The 19,729-nt window shown below is 67.7% G+C and carries 16 protein-coding genes and 1 pseudogene; 9 read left to right on the plus strand and 8 right to left on the minus strand.

Annotated features, from left to right (window positions below; all coding sequences use genetic code 11):
- The first annotated feature begins 49 nt into the window (after positions 1-49).
- The 3 genes from ACFXKN_RS29805 to ACFXKN_RS29815 are packed head-to-tail and all read left to right on the plus strand — an operon-like array spanning position 50 to position 3,665.
- Positions 50-922, plus strand: coding sequence for a c-type cytochrome (locus tag ACFXKN_RS29805; RefSeq protein WP_378964090.1), 873 nt, complete (start codon positions 50-52; stop codon positions 920-922).
- Complete coding sequence (locus ACFXKN_RS29810) at positions 919-2,058, plus strand: ubiquinol-cytochrome c reductase iron-sulfur subunit (RefSeq protein ID WP_378964085.1); 1,140 nt, start codon at positions 919-921, stop codon at positions 2,056-2,058. Before ACFXKN_RS29805 ends, ACFXKN_RS29810 begins: the two co-directional genes overlap by 4 nt.
- Positions 2,055-3,665, plus strand: coding sequence for a cytochrome bc complex cytochrome b subunit (locus tag ACFXKN_RS29815; RefSeq protein WP_378964082.1), 1,611 nt, complete (start codon positions 2,055-2,057; stop codon positions 3,663-3,665). Before ACFXKN_RS29810 ends, ACFXKN_RS29815 begins: the two co-directional genes overlap by 4 nt.
- A gap of 58 nt (positions 3,666-3,723) precedes the next feature.
- Here the strand turns inward: ACFXKN_RS29815 and ACFXKN_RS29820 are convergent, their stop codons facing one another.
- Positions 3,724-4,221, minus strand: a complete 498-nt coding sequence (locus tag ACFXKN_RS29820) for a polyadenylate-specific 3'-exoribonuclease AS (protein WP_378921815.1) — start codon at positions 4,219-4,221, stop codon at positions 3,724-3,726.
- Between the two features lie 143 nt (positions 4,222-4,364).
- Between ACFXKN_RS29820 and ACFXKN_RS29825 the strand changes: the two genes are divergently transcribed.
- Complete coding sequence (locus ACFXKN_RS29825) at positions 4,365-5,021, plus strand: response regulator transcription factor (protein ID WP_378964077.1); 657 nt, start codon at positions 4,365-4,367, stop codon at positions 5,019-5,021.
- A complete protein-coding gene (locus ACFXKN_RS29830; protein ID WP_378964070.1) occupies positions 5,018-6,211 on the plus strand; it encodes a sensor histidine kinase in 1,194 nt (397 codons plus the stop codon). The genes ACFXKN_RS29825 and ACFXKN_RS29830 overlap by 4 nt, the downstream gene beginning before the upstream one ends.
- A gap of 64 nt (positions 6,212-6,275) precedes the next feature.
- On the opposite strand, the gene ACFXKN_RS29835 is transcribed toward ACFXKN_RS29830, so the two are convergent.
- Complete coding sequence (locus tag ACFXKN_RS29835; RefSeq protein ID WP_378964067.1) at positions 6,276-6,650, minus strand: hemophore-related protein; 375 nt, start codon at positions 6,648-6,650, stop codon at positions 6,276-6,278.
- A gap of 154 nt (positions 6,651-6,804) precedes the next feature.
- On the opposite strand from ACFXKN_RS29835, the gene ACFXKN_RS29840 reads away from it, so the two are divergent.
- Complete coding sequence (locus tag ACFXKN_RS29840; RefSeq protein ID WP_378921718.1) at positions 6,805-8,190, plus strand: class II 3-deoxy-7-phosphoheptulonate synthase; 1,386 nt, start codon at positions 6,805-6,807, stop codon at positions 8,188-8,190.
- A gap of 78 nt (positions 8,191-8,268) precedes the next feature.
- On the opposite strand, the gene pknB is transcribed toward ACFXKN_RS29840, so the two are convergent.
- Positions 8,269-10,188, minus strand: coding sequence for a Stk1 family PASTA domain-containing Ser/Thr kinase (gene pknB, locus ACFXKN_RS29845; protein WP_378964667.1), 1,920 nt, complete (start codon positions 10,186-10,188; stop codon positions 8,269-8,271).
- A gap of 125 nt (positions 10,189-10,313) precedes the next feature.
- Between pknB and ACFXKN_RS29850 the strand changes: the two genes are divergently transcribed.
- Positions 10,314-10,682: an Rv2175c family DNA-binding protein gene (locus tag ACFXKN_RS29850; protein ID WP_378964056.1), complete on the plus strand. Its 369-nt coding sequence runs from the start codon at positions 10,314-10,316 to the stop codon at positions 10,680-10,682.
- Positions 10,683-10,779: 97 nt separating this feature from the next.
- Here ACFXKN_RS29850 and ACFXKN_RS29855 read toward each other — a convergent pair whose 3' ends face one another.
- From ACFXKN_RS29855 to ACFXKN_RS29870, 4 genes are all read right to left on the minus strand, one after another.
- Positions 10,780-11,904, minus strand: coding sequence for a phytoene/squalene synthase family protein (locus ACFXKN_RS29855; protein WP_379434266.1), 1,125 nt, complete (start codon positions 11,902-11,904; stop codon positions 10,780-10,782).
- 38 nt (positions 11,905-11,942) lie between these two features.
- The gene (locus ACFXKN_RS29860) at positions 11,943-13,604 is read right to left on the minus strand and encodes an alpha-(1->6)-mannopyranosyltransferase A (protein ID WP_379434259.1); all 1,662 of its coding nucleotides are present in this window, start codon (positions 13,602-13,604) and stop codon (positions 11,943-11,945) included.
- Positions 13,605-13,705: 101 nt separating this feature from the next.
- Positions 13,706-15,385 (minus strand): phytoene desaturase family protein, encoded by a 1,680-nt coding sequence (gene crtI / locus ACFXKN_RS29865; RefSeq protein WP_379434260.1) that lies wholly within the window; start codon positions 15,383-15,385, stop codon positions 13,706-13,708.
- 13 nt (positions 15,386-15,398) lie between these two features.
- Positions 15,399-16,553 (minus strand): polyprenyl synthetase family protein, encoded by a 1,155-nt coding sequence (locus ACFXKN_RS29870; RefSeq protein WP_379434267.1) that lies wholly within the window; start codon positions 16,551-16,553, stop codon positions 15,399-15,401.
- Positions 16,554-16,804: 251 nt separating this feature from the next.
- Here ACFXKN_RS29870 and ACFXKN_RS29875 point away from each other — a divergent pair, with 251 nt between their 5' ends.
- The gene (locus tag ACFXKN_RS29875) at positions 16,805-17,806 is read left to right on the plus strand and encodes a methylenetetrahydrofolate reductase (protein WP_370585530.1); all 1,002 of its coding nucleotides are present in this window, start codon (positions 16,805-16,807) and stop codon (positions 17,804-17,806) included.
- A gap of 193 nt (positions 17,807-17,999) precedes the next feature.
- On the opposite strand, the gene ACFXKN_RS29880 is transcribed toward ACFXKN_RS29875, so the two are convergent.
- Complete coding sequence (locus ACFXKN_RS29880) at positions 18,000-18,509, minus strand: DinB family protein (RefSeq protein WP_379434261.1); 510 nt, start codon at positions 18,507-18,509, stop codon at positions 18,000-18,002.
- A 446-nt stretch (positions 18,510-18,955) separates the two neighbouring features.
- On the opposite strand from ACFXKN_RS29880, the pseudogene ACFXKN_RS29885 reads away from it, so the two are divergent.
- A pseudogene (locus tag ACFXKN_RS29885) lies at positions 18,956-19,699 on the plus strand (pyridoxal-dependent decarboxylase); the annotation flags it as partial.
- Between the last annotated feature and the right edge of the window lie 30 nt (positions 19,700-19,729).

Consider the following 19,729-nt stretch of genomic DNA (forward strand, 5'->3'; position numbering starts at 1 on the left):
GCACACAGCATTTGCACAAGTCGGTTCCGTCTACTCCAAAGGGACACAGATGAGTTCATCTCCCCCGTCGGCCCCAGAGCCCGCCGGCCCCGGCGCCGGGCAGGCCGCACAGGCCGCCAAGGCGCGTAAACAGCGTCGCGCCCGCCGTCGTATCGCGGGTGCTCTCGCGCTGATGATCGGTTTGGTCGGAGCCGGCTTCCTGGCTACCGCGCTCACTCCGCAGGCGCAGGTCGCGACCGCGCACGAGGACCAGTCCGCGCTCATCCGCGAGGGCAAGCAGCTCTACGACACCTCCTGCGTCACGTGCCACGGCGCGAACCTGCAGGGTGTCGCCGATCGTGGTCCGAGCCTGATCGGCGTCGGCGAGGCCGCCGTCTACTTCCAGGTTTCCACCGGTCGTATGCCGATGGCCGCCAACGGCGCCCAGGCATTGCGCAAACCGCCGAAGTTCGACGCGCACCAGACCGACGCGCTCGGCGCCTACGTCGCAGCCAACGGTGGTGGCCCCTCGGTGATCCGCGACGCCAACGGTGAGATCGCCCAGGAATCGTTGCGCGGCGACGACATCGCCCGTGGCTCGGAGCTGTTCCGCATGAACTGCGCCTCCTGCCACAACTTCACCGGTCGCGGTGGGGCGCTCTCCGGTGGCAAGTTCGCGCCGCCGCTGGCCGAGGCCAACGAGCAGCAGATCTACCAAGCGATGATCACCGGCCCGCAGAACATGCCCAAGTTCTCCGACCGGCAGCTGTCGCCGGAGGAGAAGCGCGACATCGTCGCCTACGTCAGGAACTCCGCCGAGGAGAAGGCCCCCGGCGGCTGGGATCTCGGCGGTTTCGGTCCGGCCACGGAAGGCCTCGCCATCTGGGTTATCGGCATCACCGCCGTTGTCGGCGCCGCGATGTGGATCGGATCCCGATCATGAGTGGACAGGAGCACAGCGACATGGGTCGCGAACCCACCGAAGACGAACTGGACGCGATGACGCGTGACGAGCTGGTCGAGCTCGGCACCAATCGCGACGACGTCGATGTCGTCTACCGCAACGAGCGGTGGCCGGTGCCGGGCACCAAGGCCGAGAAGCGCGCCGAACGCGCGGTCACGTTCTGGTTCGCCATCTCCGGCCTGGCCGCCGCCGCGCTCATCGGTGTCTTCCTGTTCTGGCCGTGGGAGTGGAAGGGCTACGGCGATGAAGGCCATGCCGCCTACTCGCTGTACACCCCGCTCGTCGGCCTGACCTTCGGCATCTCGGTGCTGGTCATCGGCATCGCGGTCGTGCTGATCCGCAAGCGGTTCATCCCGGCCGAGATCTCCATCCAGCAGCGCCACGACGGCCCGTCGCCCGAGGTCGAGCGCCGCACCCTGGCGGCCGAGCTGGGCGACGCGCTCGAGACCTCCACCCTCGGTCGTCGCAAGATGATGCTCGGCACCGCGGGTGCCGGTGTCGGTGTGCTCGGTATCGGTGCCGCGCTGGTGTTCATCGGCGGCATGGTGAAGAACCCGTGGGCCAAGCGCGACAAGTCGCCGCTGTGGGTCTCGGGCTGGACCCCGGACTACCCGGGCGAGACCATCTACATCCGCCGCGACACCGGTCGCCCCAACGACATCGTCCTGGTGCGCCCGGAAGACCTGGACGCGGGCGCGATGGAAACCGTGTTCCCGTGGAAAGAGAAGTGGCGCGGGGATGCGCACGAGACCCTGCAGTCGCTGCGCGGTATCCGCAACGCGGTCATGATGATCCGCCTGCGCACCGAAGACGCGGAGAAGGCGATCAAGCGCAAGGGCCAGGAGAGCTTCAACTTCGGCGACTACTTCGCCTACTCGAAGATCTGCACCCATCTCGGCTGCCCCACCTCGCTGTTCGAGCAGCAGACCAACAGGATCCTGTGCCCCTGCCACCAGTCGCAGTTCTCGGCGACCGAGTGGGGTAAGCCGGTCTTCGGTCCTGCCGCCCGCGCGCTGCCTCAGCTGCCGATCACCGTCAACTCCGAGGGCTTCCTGGTCGCCGCGGGCGACTTCATCGAGCCGCTCGGCCCGGCCTTCTGGGAGCGTCGTTCATGAGCCAGGTAAACGAGTTGGACGAGCGGTATCGCGCCGCCGCGTTCATGAAGCGGTCGATCAACAAGGTCTTCCCGACCCACTGGTCGTTCCTGCTGGGTGAGATCGCGCTCTACGCGTTCATCATCCTGCTGCTGTCGGGTGTGTACCTGACGCTGTTCTTCGACCCGTCGATGACCCACGTGGTCTACGACGGCGCCTACCAGCCGCTGCGCGGTGTCGGCATGTCGCGGGCGTACGAGACCGCGCTGAACATCTCCTTCGAGGTGCGCGGCGGTCTGTTCGTCCGGCAGATCCACCACTGGGCGGCCCTGCTGTTCGCGGCGTCGATCATCATCCACCTGTTCCGCATCTTCTTCACCGGCGCGTTCCGCAAGCCGCGTGAGGCGAACTGGGTGATCGGCTCGCTGCTGCTGATCCTGGCGATGTTCGAAGGCTTCTTCGGCTACTCGCTGCCCGACGATCTGCTCTCCGGTACCGGCCTGCGTGCCGCGTTCTCGGGCATCACAATCGGTGTGCCGGTCGTCGGTACCTGGATGCACTGGCTGATGTTCGGCGGCGACTTCCCCGGCGACATCATCATCCCGCGCCTCTACATCGCGCACGTGCTGTTGCTGCCCGGCATCATCCTGGCGCTGATCGGCGCGCACGTCGCGCTGGTCTGGTACCAGAAGCACACCCAGTTCCCCGGACCGGCCCGCACCGAGCACAACGTGGTCGGCGCGCGCATCATCCCGGTGTTCGCCGCCGACCAGGGCGCGTTCTTCGCGTTCACCCTCGGCATCGTCGGCATCATGGGCGGTGTCCTGCAGATCAACCCGATCTGGAACCTCGGTCCGTACAACCCATCCCAGGTGTCGGCGGGTTCACAGCCCGACTTCTACATGATGTGGACCGATGGTATGGCGCGTCTGATGCCGCCATGGGAGCTCTACCTGGGTCGGTACACGATCCCGGCGGCGTTCTGGGTGGCGCTCGTCATGGGTCTGGTGTTCACGCTGCTGATCGCCTACCCGTGGATCGAGAAGCGGCTCACCAACGACCGCACGGCGCACCACAACCTGCTCCAGCGTCCGCGCGACGTGCCGGTGCGTACCGCGATCGGCGCCATGTCCATCGCGTTCTACGTGGTGCTCACGCTGTCGTGTGTCAACGACATCATCGCGCTGAAGTTCGACATCTCGCTGAACGCGACCACCTGGATCGGTCGTATCGGTCTGCTGTTGCTGCCGCCGATCGCGTACTTCGTGACCTACCGGTTCTGCATCGGTCTGCAGCGCAGTGACCGGGCGGTGCTCGAACACGGCATCGAGACCGGTGTGATCAAGCGTCTGCCGCACGGCGAGTACATCGAGATCCACCAGCCACTGGGTGGGGTCGACGCGCACGGCCACGCCATCCCGCTGGAATACCAGGGCGCCTCGGTGCCCAAGAAGATGAACAAGCTGGGTTCGGCGGGCAAGCCGGGCACCGGTAGCTTCCTCAAGGCCGACCCGAGGGCCGAGGGCGAGTCCTGGGCCGAGATCGAGGAGAACGAGGAGCACCGGATGCTCACCGTCCTCGCCGAGCAGCAGGCTATCGCCAACAACAGCGAGCCGTTCGGTCACTGACCTGACGTGTAGCACAAAGGCCCCGAGTCGAATTCGACTCGGGGCCTTCGCTGTTGTCCTAGAGGCGCGGGGTGCGCCGGTATGTCTCGATGGCCTCGAACTTGGCCAGGTTGTGGCGGGCGTCGGCGAGGGCGTCGTGCGCGTCGTCGGGGATGGGCGGCAGCGCCGGGCTGCCGTTGACAGCCCAGTGCTGGCGCAGTTCGTTGGTGTAGCGCGGCATGCCCTTGGGTAGCGCGGTCATGTCACCCCACAGCTGGCACAGCGCCACATGGTCGTAGGCGCCGACCCAGGCCCACAGCTCCGGCTGCACACTCGGCCGCGGCAGGAAGAACTTGAACAGGTCGTCGCGGATCTGTTCCCTGGTGCGATACAGCGGCGACCCGGCGGGCGGGAGCTTCGGCAGCACATGCTTACGGACCCACGGTCCCGCCCGCCCCGCATCGAATTCGGTGGAGACCGCATAGTATTCGCGCCCGTCCTCGCAGACGACGCCGATCGAGACCAGGTCGATCGTCGTGCCGTCCTCGATGAATTCCGAATCGTAGAAATATCGCAGGGAAATCGCCTCTTCGTGCCGGTGGGGTGCTCGTCCGACCGAAACCCTATGTCGACGGTCGGGCTGCCGGACGCACGGGTCCTGGTACTGCGAATATTCGCCCTCACAGCGAACCAACAGCTTCGCCGGGCAGGATGACCCGGGTGCGGGTGCTGGTGGTCGAAGACGAGACAGTGCTGGCCGACGCGATCGGCACGGGATTGCGTCGCTACGCGATGGCGGTGGACGTCGTCTACGACGGTGACGCGGCATTGGAAAGAGTGCCGGTGAACGACTACGACGTCGTCGTACTCGACCGCGACCTGCCCGGTGCCTCCGGTGACGAGGTGTGCCGCTGGATGATCGAGCACGGGGTGGACAGCCGGGTGCTGATGTTGACCGCGGCGACCGCGATTCGCGAGCGGGTCGCCGGGCTCGGGCTCGGTGCCGACGATTACCTGACCAAACCGTTCGCGTTCGCCGAACTGGTCGCGCGGGTACAGGCGCTCGCGCGCCGGTCCAGGCCCGCGACACCGCCGATCCTCACGCGCGCCGGCCTGCGTCTCGACGTGCACCGGTGCGCGCTCACCCGCGATGGTGTGCCGATCGCCTTGTCGCGTAAGGAGTTCGCGGTGCTGGGTGAGCTCATGCGCGCCGACGGAGGTGTGGTGTCGACCGAGCAGTTGTTGGAGAAGGCATGGGACGAGAACATCGACCCGTTCACCGGCGTGGTGCGGTACGCGATCATGATGTTGCGACGCAAACTCGGGGAACCGGCGTTGATCGAGACCGAGCCGGGCATCGGCTACCGGATCCGATGAGTAGGTCGCGCTCGACCATCCGGCTGCGGTTGACGCTGCTGTACGCGGGGTCGTTCTTCGTGGCCGGTGCGGTGCTGATCGCGCTGATGTACTTCTCGCTCGAGCAGTGGCTGGAGCAGCGGCCCGTGGCGGCCACCCACATGATCATCAGCAAGCACCTGGCGCTGGGCGACCGGATGCCTGCCGCCGACCGGTTGGCCGAGGCCATCGTCGCGCAGGCCGAACAGGAGCGTCGCGAAGTCCTGCGGGCGATGCTGTTGACGTCGTTGACCGCGCTCGTTGTGGTCGGGATCGCGGCGGCGGGCTTCGGGTGGCTGCTCGCCGGGCGCGCGCTGGCACCGCTGCAGCGGGTCACCGCGACGGCACGCCGGGTCGCCGACCGCAGCTTGCACGAACGGATCGCACTGGAAGGGCCACCCGACGAGATCAAAGACCTCGCCGACACTTTCGACGCCATGCTCGAGCGCCTCGATCGCGCGTTCGACGGCCAGCGGCGCTTCGTCGCCAACGCGTCCCACGAGCTGCGCACGCCGTTGGCGATCAACCGCACCCTGATCGAGGTGGCGTTGGATCGGCCCGATCCGCCCGCGTCGCTGCGTCAGCTCGGTGAGACCTTGCTCGAGGTCAATGGACGGCACGAACGCCTCATCGAGGGATTGTTGCTGCTGGTTTCGAGCGAGCAATTGCTCACCGAACACCGGCGCTGCGATCTCGCCGATCTCGCCCGCCATGTGGCCGGGTCGAGCGCTGGTGCGGCCGCTGATGCCGGAGTGGCAGTGGATTGTTCGCTCGCCACCGCGCCGGTCGACGGCGACCCGATCCTGCTGGAACGGCTGGTACACAATCTCGTCGACAACGCGGTGCGCTACAACGTCTCCGACGGCCGGGTGCGGATCCGCTGCGAGAGTGCGGATGGATTGGTGCGGCTGGTGGTCGCGAACACCGGGCCCGTGGTGCCGGTTTTCGAACTCGACGGCTTGTTCGAGCCGTTCCGTCGCGCGTCCGCGATCACCCGCCGCGCCGACGAGCCCGGCGCGCGCCGGGGCGCCGGGCTCGGGCTTTCCATTGTCCGGTCGGTCGCGCACGCGCACGGTGGCTCCGTGCACGCGGCCGCCGATCCCGCCGGCGGGCTGATCATCACGGTGTCACTGCCCGCCGCCGGAACCCCGAACACCGGCCTCAGCCGATAGTTCGCGCGGGTGGGCGGCTCACGACCGAGCTCACGAACACGCGGTCACCGACCCGGGCGCGCGATCAGTAGTCGCCGCAGACCTCGAATACCTCGCGCATCGCGGCGTGCTGTCCGGTGTGCTCGCCGGTGTGCTGTCCGGCGTGTGCACCCTGGCGCTGCTGGATGACGATGCGCCGCTCCTCGGGCGTCTTCGACAGCAGTTCGGCGAGTTTCGCCCGATGCTCGGGGTGCTGCGCCATCTTCGCGGCGAGCTCGGGGGCGTGGGCGAGCGCGGCGGCCTCGATCTGTTCCAGTGAACAGGTTGTGTCGAGCATCGGATGCGACCGGTCGGCCGGTGCGGCGGCCGCCATGCCGATGGTGCCCACGGTGGCGAGTGTGGCGAGGCCGGTCACCAGCGCGGTGCGGACGGTCGTGCGTTCGGGCAGGTTCGTCTTCATCTTCGGTAGACCCTTCTGATCGTGTGGTCGCGGTGTCGTGACCGCATGCCAGTCCACCAACCTGCTCGTTTGCCCGGTGTGAGGAAGCGCTGACACGGCCGTACGGAGCGGCCCGGGGGTAGGCGCGGCCAGAGCAGGTCCGTATTCTGATCTGGTGACCTGGACCGTCGACGTACCCATTGACCGCCTGCCGGAACTGCCGCCGCTGCCCGCCGAGTTGCGCGGTCGCCTCGATGCCGCGCTGGCCAGGCCCGCCCTGCAGCAGCCGTCCTGGGACGCCGACGAGGCCGCCGCGATGCGGACTGTGCTCGAGAGCGTGCCACCGATCTGCCTGCCCGCCGAGGTGGAGGACCTCAAGGCGCAGCTGGCCGCCGTCGCGCGCGGTGAGGCGTTCCTGATGCAGGGCGGTGACTGCGCGGAGACCTTCGCCGACAACACCGAACCGCACATCCGCGGCAATATCCGCACGCTGCTGCAGATGGCCGTCGTACTCACCTACGGTGCGAGTCTGCCGGTGGTGAAGGTGGCGCGGATCGCGGGCCAGTACGCCAAGCCGCGCTCGTCCGACACCGACGCCCTCGGCCTGAAGTCCTACCGCGGCGACATGGTGAACTCGCTCGTCGCCGACGAGGCATTGCGCCGCCACGACCCGTCGCGACTGGTCCGCGCCTACGCCAATGCCAGTGCCGCGATGAACCTGGTCCGTGCCCTGACCAGCGCGGGCACCGCCGACCTGCACCGCCTGCACGACTGGAACCGCGATTTCGTCGCCCAGTCGCCCGCGGGCGCGCGCTACGAGACGCTCGCCGAAGAGATCGACCGCGGCCTGCGCTTCATGGCCGCCTGCCAGGTCAACGACCCGAGCCTGAAGACCGCGCGCATCTACGCCTCGCACGAGGCGCTGGTCCTGGACTACGAGCGTGCCATGCTGCGGCTGAGCGAGTCCGAAACGGGCGAACCGCTGCTCTACGACCTGTCCGCGCATTTCCTGTGGATCGGTGAGCGCACCCGTCAGCTCGACGGCGCCCACATCGCCCTGGCCGAACTCCTCGCGAACCCGATCGGCCTCAAGATCGGGCCGACCACCACGCCGGAGCTGGCCGTGGAATACGTCGAACGGCTCGACCCGAACAACGAGCCGGGCCGACTCACCCTGGTCGCCCGCATGGGCAACGGCAAGGTGCGCGATGTGCTGCCCCCGATCATCGAGAAGGTGCAGGCCACCGGCCACCAGGTGATCTGGCAGTGCGACCCCATGCACGGCAACACCCACGAGTCGTCCACCGGGTTCAAGACCCGCCACTTCGACCGCATCGTCGACGAGGTCCAGGGCTTCTTCGAGGTCCACCACGCCCTCGGCACCCACCCCGGCGGCCTCCACATCGAGCTGACCGGCGAGAACGTCACCGAGTGCCTCGGCGGCGCCCAGGACATCTCCGACCTCGACCTCGGCGGCCGCTACGAAACCGCCTGCGACCCGCGCCTGAACACCCAGCAGTCCCTGGAACTGTCGTTCCTGGTCGCGGAGATGCTGCGCTGAATCAGCGGGACGAGCCCGGGGCGGTCAGCGAGGACCGCGCCCGGGCTTTTCTTTTTCCTTCTCGGGATCCTTACCCCTTCAAGGCAGGGCGGTGAGCGTCACGACGCTGCCCGCCTCCACATTCGAGTTGATGCCCGGTACCTGGCCGATCACCAGGGAACTGTCGGAATCGGTGAGGGACTTGACCTCCACCCGCAGGCCGAGCTGTTGCAGCTTGGAACGGGCATTGCCGACGGTCTGACCCATCGCATTGGGCACCTTCACCGCGTTCGACAGAATCAGCGTCACGGTGTCGCCCGATTGCAGGGTGGTGCCGACGGCGGGCTCGGTGGCGATCGCCTTGTCGCCCTCGACGTTCTTGTCGAACTGCACGCGCGTCTCGCGCACGACCAGGCCCGCGGTGGTCAGCGCACTCGCTGCCTCCTCGGCGGTCTTGCCGCGCACATCGGGCACATTGACCGGCTGAGATCCCTTGCTGCGGTACACCTTCACCTGCGCGCCCATCGGCAGAATCGTGCCCGGCGCGGGCTCCACCTTCGCCAGTGAACCCTTCGGCGCGGTACTCGCCGCCTCACCGCTGTCGATCGGCTGCAGACCCGCATCGCGGATCGCCTGATTGGTCGCGCTGAGCTGGTCGCCGGGCTTGATATCGGGCACTCGCGGTTTGCCGTTCGAGATCAGCACCGCGATCGTGGAACTCTTGGTCACCCGCGACCCGGCCGACGGATCGGTGCCGACGACCCCGCCCACCGGAATCGTGTCGGAGGCCTTCTGCCGCAACGCCGTCTCGAAACCGGCCTCGTGCAGGACCGCGACGGCCCGCGCGGAGTCCATGCCCGCGATCGGCGGCACGGCGGTGTAGCGGCCGACGCCGAGCCACCAGCCCCCGATGCCGACCAGCAGGGTGAGCGCGGTGACGATGCCCACCCACACCAATCCCGTTCGGCGCGAATGATTGTCGCCACTGCCGAACGCGCTCGCCGCCGGTGCGGGGGAATACTCCTCCTGCCGAGGGCGCTGCGCGGTCACCACCCTGGTGTGGTGCGGTTCGGGTGCGTGGGAATGGTGTGCGGCGACAGGATGCGGGGTCGCCGGGCGCTCGCCGGGATGATGCGCGGCGCCGGTCTGGTAGCTCTCGCTGAGATGTTCGGCCGAGTCGCGCGGTGCGGGCACCCGATACGGCGGCAGGTTCAGCTCCATCGCGATCGTCTGCAGTTTCGCCGCCATCTCGTTGGCGTCGGCGAAGCGCTGCGCGGGGTCGCGGGAGGTGGCCTTGGCGACCAGGGCGTCGAATTCGGGCGGCACGCCACCGATGAAGTTGCTCGGCGCAGGCACGTCGTTCTCGACCCGCTGATACGCCACCGACAGCGAGTTGTCACCGCTGAACGGCACCCGCCCGGTGAGCAGCTCGAAGATGAGGACACCGAAGGCGTACACGTCACTGCGGGCGTCGGCGGTGCCGGTGGTGACCTGCTCGGGGGAGAGGTAGGCGGCCGTGCCGAGGATCACACTCGCGGAGGTGGTGTTGGCCGCGGCCACGGCGCGGACCAGGCCGAAGTCGGCGATCTTCACCTCGCCCGCGTCGGAGATCAGCACGTTTTCGGGTTTCACATCGCGGTGCACCAGGCCGGCGTCGTGGGCGGTGCCGATCGCGCGCAGCACCGGCTCGGCCACGGCGCGCACGGCGTGTGGCGGCATCGGCCCGCGTTCGCGCAGCAGCTCACGCAGCGTGCCGCCCTCGACCAATTCCATGATCAGGAACGGGTATTCGCCGTCGATACCCTGGTCGTACACCGCGACCAGCGACGGATGCTTGAGCTTGGCCACCGCCCGCGCCTCGAACTCGAAACGGCTGAGGAACTGCGGGTCGCCGGCGAACTTCGGATCCATCACCTTGATCGCCACGGGGCGATCGAGCCGGGTGTCTGTCCCACGGAAGACCATCGACATCCCGCCGCGGGCGATCGGCGCATCGATGCGATAGCGCCCTTCCAGCATCTGGCCGATCAAGTGATGTCCTCCGGCATTCAACCGGCCGCCGTGTGCGGCCACCACGATGGTAACCGGGTGGAGTCGGCATGCCAGACGATGCGTGCGCGCTGACACGTACTACCGTTGTGCGGGTGAGTGCCTTCCCCTGCAGCAACGACGTGCTGCCCGACACCGAAACCATCGTCTCGCTGCCCGAGGCGGCCGACATACTCGGCGTCCCGGTCACCTCGGTGCACCAATTGCTGCGTGACCACCAGGTCCTCGCGATCCGTCGCGACGGCGTCGCAGGCATTCCGTCCCGCTTCTTCGATTCCGAGGACGAGATCGTCCGCATGCTCCCTGGCGTGATCACCGTCATGCGTGACGCCAAGTACACCGACGAGGACATCCTCGGCTGGCTCTACACCGAAGACGACACCCTCCCCGGTCGCCCCGTGGACGCCCTGCACGGCCATTTGGCCCGCGAGGTAGTCCGCCGCGCCCACGCCGAACCCTTCTGATCCTCACACCGGATCGAGTTGCGTCGTAGCTGCCTTCGATCTCGTCGACGGCAGCTCGATCCGACCTGACTGACAGTTCGCGGTGCTGGACCGGCGACTAGCGGTGGCGGGTGGGGGTGGTCAAACCCTTGGCGGCGACCAGGATTCGGCGACGGTTCGGCACCGTGGCGCGGGTGGTGAAGACCTGATAGTCGGCTGCTTCGATGCGGTCGAGGATTTCGGCGTAGAGGGTGGCGGCGGTGGTGATCGCCGGGCGTACTCGGGGGGCGAGCAGGGCGATGCCGGGGACTGCTTGCCGGTAGATGTCGCGGTTGACGGCGATCAGGTGGGCCAGCGCACGGCGTAGCGGTGCGTCGGCGTGGCCACGATGGTGGCAGTCGCGCAGGTGGGCTTCGTCTACGCCGAATGCCCGCAGCTCGTCGGTGGGGAGGTAGATGCGGTCGCGGTCGAGGTCTTCGGCGACGTCGCGCAGGAAATTGGTGAGCTGGAAGGCTTCACCGAGGGCGCCTGCCGCGGGTTCGGCAGCGGCGACGGGGACGACGGTGCCGAGGACCGGAAGCAGTTGCAGGCCGATGGCAGCGGCGGATCCGCGCATGTACTCGCGGAGCTCGCTCATCGTGGCGTAGCGGGTGCGGTGGGTGGCCGTGCCGGGGACGTCCATGCGCATGGCATCGAGGAACGTCCAGATATGGGTGTGTGCGATGTCGTAGCGGGCGATGGTGTCGGCGGCCGCGGTGACGATCTGGTGGCGGCGCAGGTCGGTGGTGTCGAGGTTGCCTTGTTCCAGGGCTAGGCGCAGCTGCTTCTCGACCAGGTCGAGGTGCTGGGCAGGGGAGACGTCGGAGAGCAGTCCGAGATCCCGTCGGTCGTGCCGAGGAGCCGGGGAAAACTCAGCGAATGGACCGGCTTCCCGCGCATCGCCCACTTGCCGGGCGGTGTTGCTCCGGGCGACATCTTGCTGACCGAAGACGTGTCGGTCGGAGTGGGACCCGGGGGCATCCTGCGGGTCGAGGACGCGCGCGGGGTCATCGGCGTGATCGACGATGTCATCGACCATCCGCGCGAACGCGTACAGCGCGTGCACGGCCCGTCGGCGCTCCGGCGAGAGCAGCGTGGTCGCCAGGTAATAGGTGCGCCCGTGCTCGGCCGCGATCCGCCGACAACTCGCGTATGCGGCAGCCAGCTCGCCGGTCAGCGGTCGGGCACCAGCATCGGCAGCCACGTTCACGATCTCTCTCCGAAGCCGGGGTGCTCGACCGCTCATGCCCGAACTGGCGGCGCCGATTCCGTGGCAGCGGCCTTCGACCTGGCCGAACGCAGATGCAGCGGATCAACGGTACGCAGCGACACGGCCGCGACCACGGCGGCGAACGTCGCCAGCGCGACGTGCCAGAAGTTGTAGAGCCCGATCGACCCGTCCGGCTGGAACACCAGCATCAACCAGGTGCAGATCCCTACCAGCCACATCAACGTCGTGGTCGACAGCGCGAACGCGGCGGCCAGCGCCAGCGGCCACGAGTAGTACCAGGGCAGCGCGGCGGGCGAGAGCAACACGATCGCGACGAACGCGATGATGATGCCCATCACGGCCTCACGTTCACTGTGCCGGAACCGCCACCAGGTCGCGACGAGCAACACCACCATGGCGATCTGGCACAGCGGGCGGGTCACTTCCAGCACCGAGTCGTGAGCCAGCGGGGTCACCCAGGTGACCATGTGCGCGAGAATCGTGGGCAGCGAAAGCCAGTTGATGATCTTGTTCGAACCCTGCAACGCGGTGACCCAGCCGAAGCCGACGCCCGCGATCACCGACGCCGCGCCGAACACCAGCGCGAACACGCCCACGCCGATGCCGGCGATCTTGGCGAAGACGAACAGCGGGTGCGGCATATCCGCGGACGGTCGGGCAGCGTCGGGGTGTCGCTGTTCTTCGGTGAGCGCGGCATCGGAATCCACCGCCGCTCGACGCTCGGCAGCTCGGCGTTCCTTTTCGTGCAGAATCCAGATCCACACCAGGAACGGCAAGGCGACGCCTGCGGTCGCCTTGATCGCGACGCCGATCGCGACCACCACGATGCCCGCCACATGGTGGCGTTCGAGCACCAGCGCGACGCCCGCGCACATCAGCCCGACCATCAGCATCTCGTTGTGCACGCCGCCGATCAGGTGGACCAGCACCAGCGGGTTGAGCACCGCCAACCAGAGCGCCACCGTCGGCTTACCGCCGAGATGCTTGGTCAGATACGGCACGGCCCACATCATCAGCGCCAGCCCGGGCAGCATCGCGAAGCGCAGGGCGATGGTCCCGGCGATCACATTGTCGCCGGTGATCGAGGTGATCGCGCGGCCGATCAGCAAGAACACCGGCCCGTACGGCGCGGTGGTGGTGGTCCAGACCGTGCTCACGTTGTCCAGCAGCACACCCGGATTGGCGACGGGCCCTACCTGATAAGGGTCGAAACCGTCGCGTAGCAGCGCGCCTTGGGCGAGGTAGGAGTAGACATCGCGGCTGAACATCGGCGCCGCGAACAGCAGCGGCGTGATCCAGATTCCGACGGTCGCCCGCAACTCGTTGAGGGTGACCGTCGGGTCGCCCTTGCCGATGGTGATGCGACCGAGGCGAACCCACGCGGTGATCATCATCAGCACGCCGACCCAGATAACGATCATCGACAGCGCGTACCCGTGGCCGAACCGCAGCCAGGACAGGTGTAGCGCCTCGAGGAGCGGGTCGCGTTTGCGGACGGCGCCCGCACCGAAGCCACCGAAGGTGATCATCATGGCGCCGAAGAATCCCATGAGGGCCGCATGGCCTTCTGGGCTCCGGGCGAACTCGCCTGCGGTGCGCAGCCAGGTCCGGACGCCGGGATCGGCCCCAGTGGGTAGGTGACGCTGGCGCTCGATAGTGCGCGTGTTGTCCATGGTGCCTACGGTCGTCTCGGAGGGCGGCATGTTCGGTCGGTCCCCCCGGATGGTCGGCGGTCGCAACCGCGAGCTGATAAGTCGGCCGTCAGTTTACGGCTTCAAGTTGGAACACTAACCCGGTGGTCGGTACCGGTGTGTGCCCGGCTGCCGGTGATTCGTGCCGCCGCCAGCTTGCCCGACAGCAGCGTGGTGGGCACACCCACCCCCGGAGTGGTGCCGCAACCTGCGAGAACAACGTTGTCCACACCCCTTGGCAGATTGCGTGGCCGGAAGGGTCCGGTTTGCCGGAACAGGTGCGCGATCGAGAACGGCGTGCCCGCGATCATGCCCTGGGCGGCCCAGGTGCCGGGAGTGTCGAGGTGGTCGACGCGGAAATGTTCGCTGATGCCGGTGTAGCCGCGCTGTTCCAGTACCGCGAGCAGCTCGCGCAGGTAGGCCGGGCCGAGCCGGTCCCAGTCGAGCGGGGCGGCGGTCAGGTTGGGGCAGGGTGCGAGCACCGACAGAGGTTCGCAGCGTCCGCTCGCCCGGTCGATGAACTGGTCGGCATCGGTCAGCGCGGGCCGCGTGAGCAGCAGTGACGGATCGCGCATGAGCTGTCCGCGACCCTTGCGCGCGGCGATCTCGGCGAACGTCTGCGCCCACGCGGCGCCGAACTCGATGGTGTGATGGGCCTGCACGGGCCAGCGCGCGGCGATCTCGGCGGGGATGGTGCCGTGGGCGACGACGGCCGACGGCGAGGCCCGCAGGCCGCGACGGTGGCGCAGCCCGAATCGGGGTAGCGAGCCGATGTCGGCGGTCAGGATCACCGCATCACACGAGTAGCTGCGTCCGTCGGTAGTGCGGACGGCTTCGGCGTGACGTGCACGGGCTGGGGCACCCGCTCGGATTCCAGGTGTCGAGGCGTCCCCTTCGAGGGCGTCGGCCGATCCCGCACCCTTTCGGGTGTTCGACAGGCGACCGTTGGCGCGGGTGTCCGAGGTCCGGTTGGAGCGCGTCGCGTAGTCGATGCCGTCGACCTCGGCGTCGAGGACGAGACGGCCACCCGCAGCGGTGAATGCCTCGGCGAGCGCGGTCGTAATCGCGCGCATCCCACCTTCTGGGAAATAGACGCCCAAGCAGGTGTCCATGTTCGGGATCGCGCCGTAGATCGCCAGCGCGTGATCCGGCGACATGCCCGCATACAGTGCCTGGAAGGTGAACAGCCTGGTCAGCCGCTCGTCGCGCAGATAGGACCGCACGCGAGGGCCCAGCTTGCCGAACCCGCCGAGTTTGGCGAGCGCGGTCAGCGCGGCCCTGGCGCGCGGCGTGCGCACCATGTCGAGGGGCGAATCGAAATCGGCGTTCATGAACTCGTCGAATTCGGCGTCGTAGATGCGGCCGAGCCAGTCGCGCAGGCGTCGGTAGTTGCGCGCTTCGGCAGGCCCGCACGCACTTTCGACCTCGGCGGCCATCTGGTCGGCATCGTCGAAGACGCGGATGTCGCTGCCGTCGGCGAAGCGTGCGTGATAGGCGGGGGTGAGACGGTGGATGCGCAAGCCGACGCCCTCGCGGGTATGCCCGACGGCGGCCAGTGCGTCGTCGATCACTTCGGGCAACGTGAGAACCGTTGCGCCGCTGTCGATCTCGTAGTCGTCGAACCGGTAGCGACCCACCCGTCCGCCCGGATGATCGGCCCGTTCCAGCACCGTCACCTCGTGGCCCGCGCCCCGCAGATGCAGCGCGGCCGCGAGACCTGCCAGCCCGGCTCCGACTACGACGACATGATTCGCTTGTCCCACAACACTTTTCCTATCAGGCTGCGCGGCGAGTGGCAGCCAGTGTCATCGCGTGGAGCAACTGCTCGGCTCGCGGCGTCGCGGAACTGGTCGCGATGGCGGCCAGCCCGGTATCGGTGAGTTCGGCGATCCGCCGCTCCACCTCGTCGACCGCGCCCAGGTCGGTGAGCACCGTGCGCAGCCGGTCGACGGCGGCATCGTCGAGATCCGTGCCGAGACCCGTCCGGATCAGGGCGGCCGATGCCGGATCGGCCCGGCGCAGCGCCTCCGCGATCAACACGGTCCGCTTGCCTTCCCGCAGGTCATCGCCCGACGGCTTCCCCGTCACCACCGGATCGCCGAACACGCCGAGCAGGTCGTCACGCAGCTGGAACGCGATCCCCACATCGGTCCCGTAGGTCCGCAACGCATCCACCAGCGCCTCATCGGCACCCGCCAGCGCCGCGCCCAGGTGCAACGGCCGTTCGATCGTGTACGCGGCGGTTTTGTACCGGTTGATCCGCAACGCGGCCTCGACCGATTCGTCGCCGCCTGCCTCGCCGTTGATGTCGAGGAGCTGCCCACCGAGCACCTCGGTGCGCATCCGCGCCCACACCGGCGCGAACCGGGCCAGCGCTTCCTGGCTCAACCCGGCCTCGTGGACCAGATCATCTGCCCAGGCCAGCGCGAGATCGCCGATCAGAATCGCGACGGCCGAGCCGTAAGCGGCGCCGTCGCCGGGCCAGCCCGCCGCCCCGTGCCGATCCTCGAACTCGATGTGCACGGTCGGGTACCCGCGCCGCGTCCGCGAGGAGTCGATGATGTCGTCGTGCACGAGCGCGCACGCCTGCACCAATTCCAGGGCCGAACAGGCGGTGAGCACCGCGGCGGCGTCGGGCCCCGCGGGGTCGCCGCCCGCACCGAGCCACCCGGTCCACGCGAACCCCGGCCGGGTCCGCTTGCCGCCACGAACAACGAACTGTTCCAGCGCCTCGACGGCATCGATGAACACGGGCCCCAGTGGCTCGACGATCTCACGCCGGGTGGCGAAGAAGCTGGTCAGCACCTGTTCGACAGCGGCGACGAAAGCCGGCGTGCCCGGTGTCAGCGCGGCGAGATCGACCGAGGTCAGCGCGTCGGCGGCGGACCGGGAGAGCGGGGTACCGATTCCGGCGAACAGGGCGGCCTCCAGGGGCGAAGTGGGCGAACAGCGGGACCGGTTGGGCACTCGGTGGTGCGGTCACCAGCGTTGGGTCGAACGATACGCGGGTGGGCTGGGCGCGCTCCCGGCGCACAGGGCCGCTGCGACGCAGCCCACACCCGGCGTTTCGGCGGGTTCTGCCGTCGCGGACACGTCCATTGGACTTGACGCATTGTCCGGTGTTCGGTGGCCGGATTCCCAGTCGGTGCCGGGGCCTCATCGCCTCCCACTAGACTGAGCCGGTGGATTTCGACAATGGACGGGGAAGTTCGACCCCAGATCGACCCGCCCAGCGGCCGTCGATCGTCTCGAACACCCCCTCGGTGGTGCAGAGTCTGCGCACTCACTCGGGCAGCGGCGTGCCCTTCTCCGTCGAGTTCAACCCCCCGCGTGACGCGGCGGGCGAGGCTCGGCTGTGGCGTGCGGTCCGCGAGTTCGAACGCATGCATCCCGCCTTCGTGTCGATGACCTACGGCGCGGGCGGCTCCACCCGCGACCGCACCGTGCGCATCACCGGCGCCCTCGCGCAGGAAACCACCCTGCTGCCGGTGGCCCACCTCACCGCGGTCGGCCACAGCATCGCCGAATTGCGTTCCCTGATCGGCTCCTATGCCGACTCCGGTATCTGCAATGTGCTGGTCCTGCGCGGCGATCCGCCCGGCGACCCGCTGGGTGAATGGGCCAAGCACCCCGGTGGTGTCGAATACGCCGAGGAACTGGTCCGCATCGTGCGCGACCTCGGTGATTTCCACGTCGGCGTGGCCTCGTTCCCCCAGGGCCACCACCGCTCGCCCGACCTCGACCACGACACTCACCACCTGGCCGCGAAACTCCGTGCGGGAGCCGAGTATTCGATCACCCAGATGTTCTTCGACGTCGAGCACTACCTGCGCCTTCGCGACCGCGTGATCGCGATGGACCCTATCGAGGGTGCCAAGCCGATCATCCCCGAACTGATGCCCATCACCTCCCTGCGCACGGTCGCCCGCGCCGAGGAACTCAGCGGCCGCCCCGTCCCCGCCGACGTCGTAGCCCGTCTCACCCGAGCAGCAGGCACCGGCCCGGAAGAAGACCGCGCCGCGGTCCGCGCCGAAGGCATCCAGATCGCCACCGAAATGGCCCAGCGCCTCACCGACGAAGGCGCCCCCTGCCTGCACTTCATCACCCTCAACTTCGCCAAAGCCACCAGCGAAGTCCTCACCAACCTCGGCTACGGGGTGACCGCCGCCCCGCTCAGCGCGTAGAACTGGCGGTTCTAGTGCTACTTTTCGCGCGAAAAGTAGCACAGCTGGCTGGCAGTGCTACTTAAGTAGCACTGCGCCTCATCAGTGATAATTTTCGGCCGAAAAGTATCACTGAATGCCGATCCGAGGGTTCGAGCTTCTCTCCCCTTCCGCTTATCGAGGTCTGCCGCCGAAGGCGAGGCCGTCGATGTCGTCACTCGTCGTTGCGGGCTGCGCGCAGTAGCCGCAACTGGCCGATCTCGGTGACGTTCTTCATCAGCTCGGCGTTCACCCATGCGAGGGTGTGGGCAACGGACTTGTCCGAGTCGCCCTGCCACGGAAATGCCGCTGGGGCGACAAGATCGGCCTCGGTGACCTGATCCAGAATTGGCAGCCATTCCTCGCGCAGGCCGCGCAGCCAGTCGGCGACCGCGGGTCCGGGGCCCGGCCACGCGATCTCGCTACGGTCTCGTGGAGCGCGTTCTCGCAGGTGATCGATGGCGACGCTCCACCACCACCCGATATGCCAGCTGATCCAGCCGATGGTCGGGACCGGGATCGGATCGGGCTCGGAGTCCGCCCAGTCCGGCTCCCAGCCGCCGCGCTCGTCGAGGTGCAGTGTCCAGCACAAACCCGCGGGCTCCCACAGGAAGTCGTCTTCTTTCAGTCGATCGAGATGGAACTCGAACAAGGACCAGATCAGATCGAACTGCCAGCGCAGCACGGTAGAACACGATGCATCCACACACCGCATCTTGCGCGGAACCGCCGATCCTGACCATTGGTTTTGCCGACCAGAAGCCACTGAGTCCCTTGGCGCGGAGCCGCAGACCCCCGGCCATACGGCGATCAGCTGGCCCAGCACCGTAGAAGAGCGTCACTGCTTTGAGTCGCCAGGGTCTTCTATCGCTCGCTGATCACCGGCAGGACCATCGGGTCGAGCTTGGATGATGCCCAGATCATCTCGAGCCGGTGGCCGGACCGCCTGCTCCCAGAGCTGTCCGGGAATCGACCGATTAGCTTCGCTGCCAGCTAGGTCAGTTGGACCTTCCGAAGGGCCGGATTCCGCTTGCATGTCGGTTCCGTAGCGGTTGCGTCGCTTCCCGCCTTCTTCTGCTGCCTGGATCGTTGTATGCACCAGGTTGTTACCCCGTTCGGAAGGCAAACACCATGCACACGACGGCAATTCGCACACATAACCCGCCCGCCGTAGACCCGCATGACGGGCTGGCACATCAGGCCCTCGATATCGGCTTGCAGTTCAAAGCGCGCACGGAGATCTTCGGTCGACGGAGCACCGCGGGGGAGATCCGCAATCTGCTGGTCACCGACCTTCCCATCGAGCCGATGGCGGGTGAGGCGGTGTTGGCCGAATTCGTTGATCGGGTCCTGCCGCTGTGCAAGAACGAAGCCTCGCCGCGGTTCATGGGTTTCGGCGACACCGGTGACGATCACCTCGCGCTGGCGGGCAGTGTGCTCGCAACGCTGACGCAGCAGAACATGATCAACCAGTCGTTCGACAGTCCGAGCGCGACTTTCATCGAGATCACGGTTCTCCGGTGGCTGCGGGGGCTGCTCGGCTACGCGAATCCGCTGGTCGGGAATGTGAACACGGTCTGGGACGTTGGCGGCATGGTCACTCCCGGCGGAACGACCAGCAACACTGTCGCGATGATGCTCGCCCGTGAGGCGAAAGCGCCGGGCACGATGCAGTCCGGGGTGGCCGATCCGAGCCGATTCGCGGTTGTCGTGCCGAGGGGAATTGGGCACTACAGCGTGAAGGCCGCGTTGACCTGGATCGGGTGCGGCGCACACATCATCGAGGTCGCGACTGACGGGTTCCGTTACAACACAGACGAACTCGCGCGGACCCTACGTGAGCATCGTGATCGAGTGATGGCGGTTATCGCGTACGCCGGCGACAGCCGAACACAACAATCGACG

This window comes from Nocardia sp. NPDC059195, from assembly GCF_042754695.1.
GTDB lineage: Bacteria > Actinomycetota > Actinomycetes > Mycobacteriales > Mycobacteriaceae > Nocardia.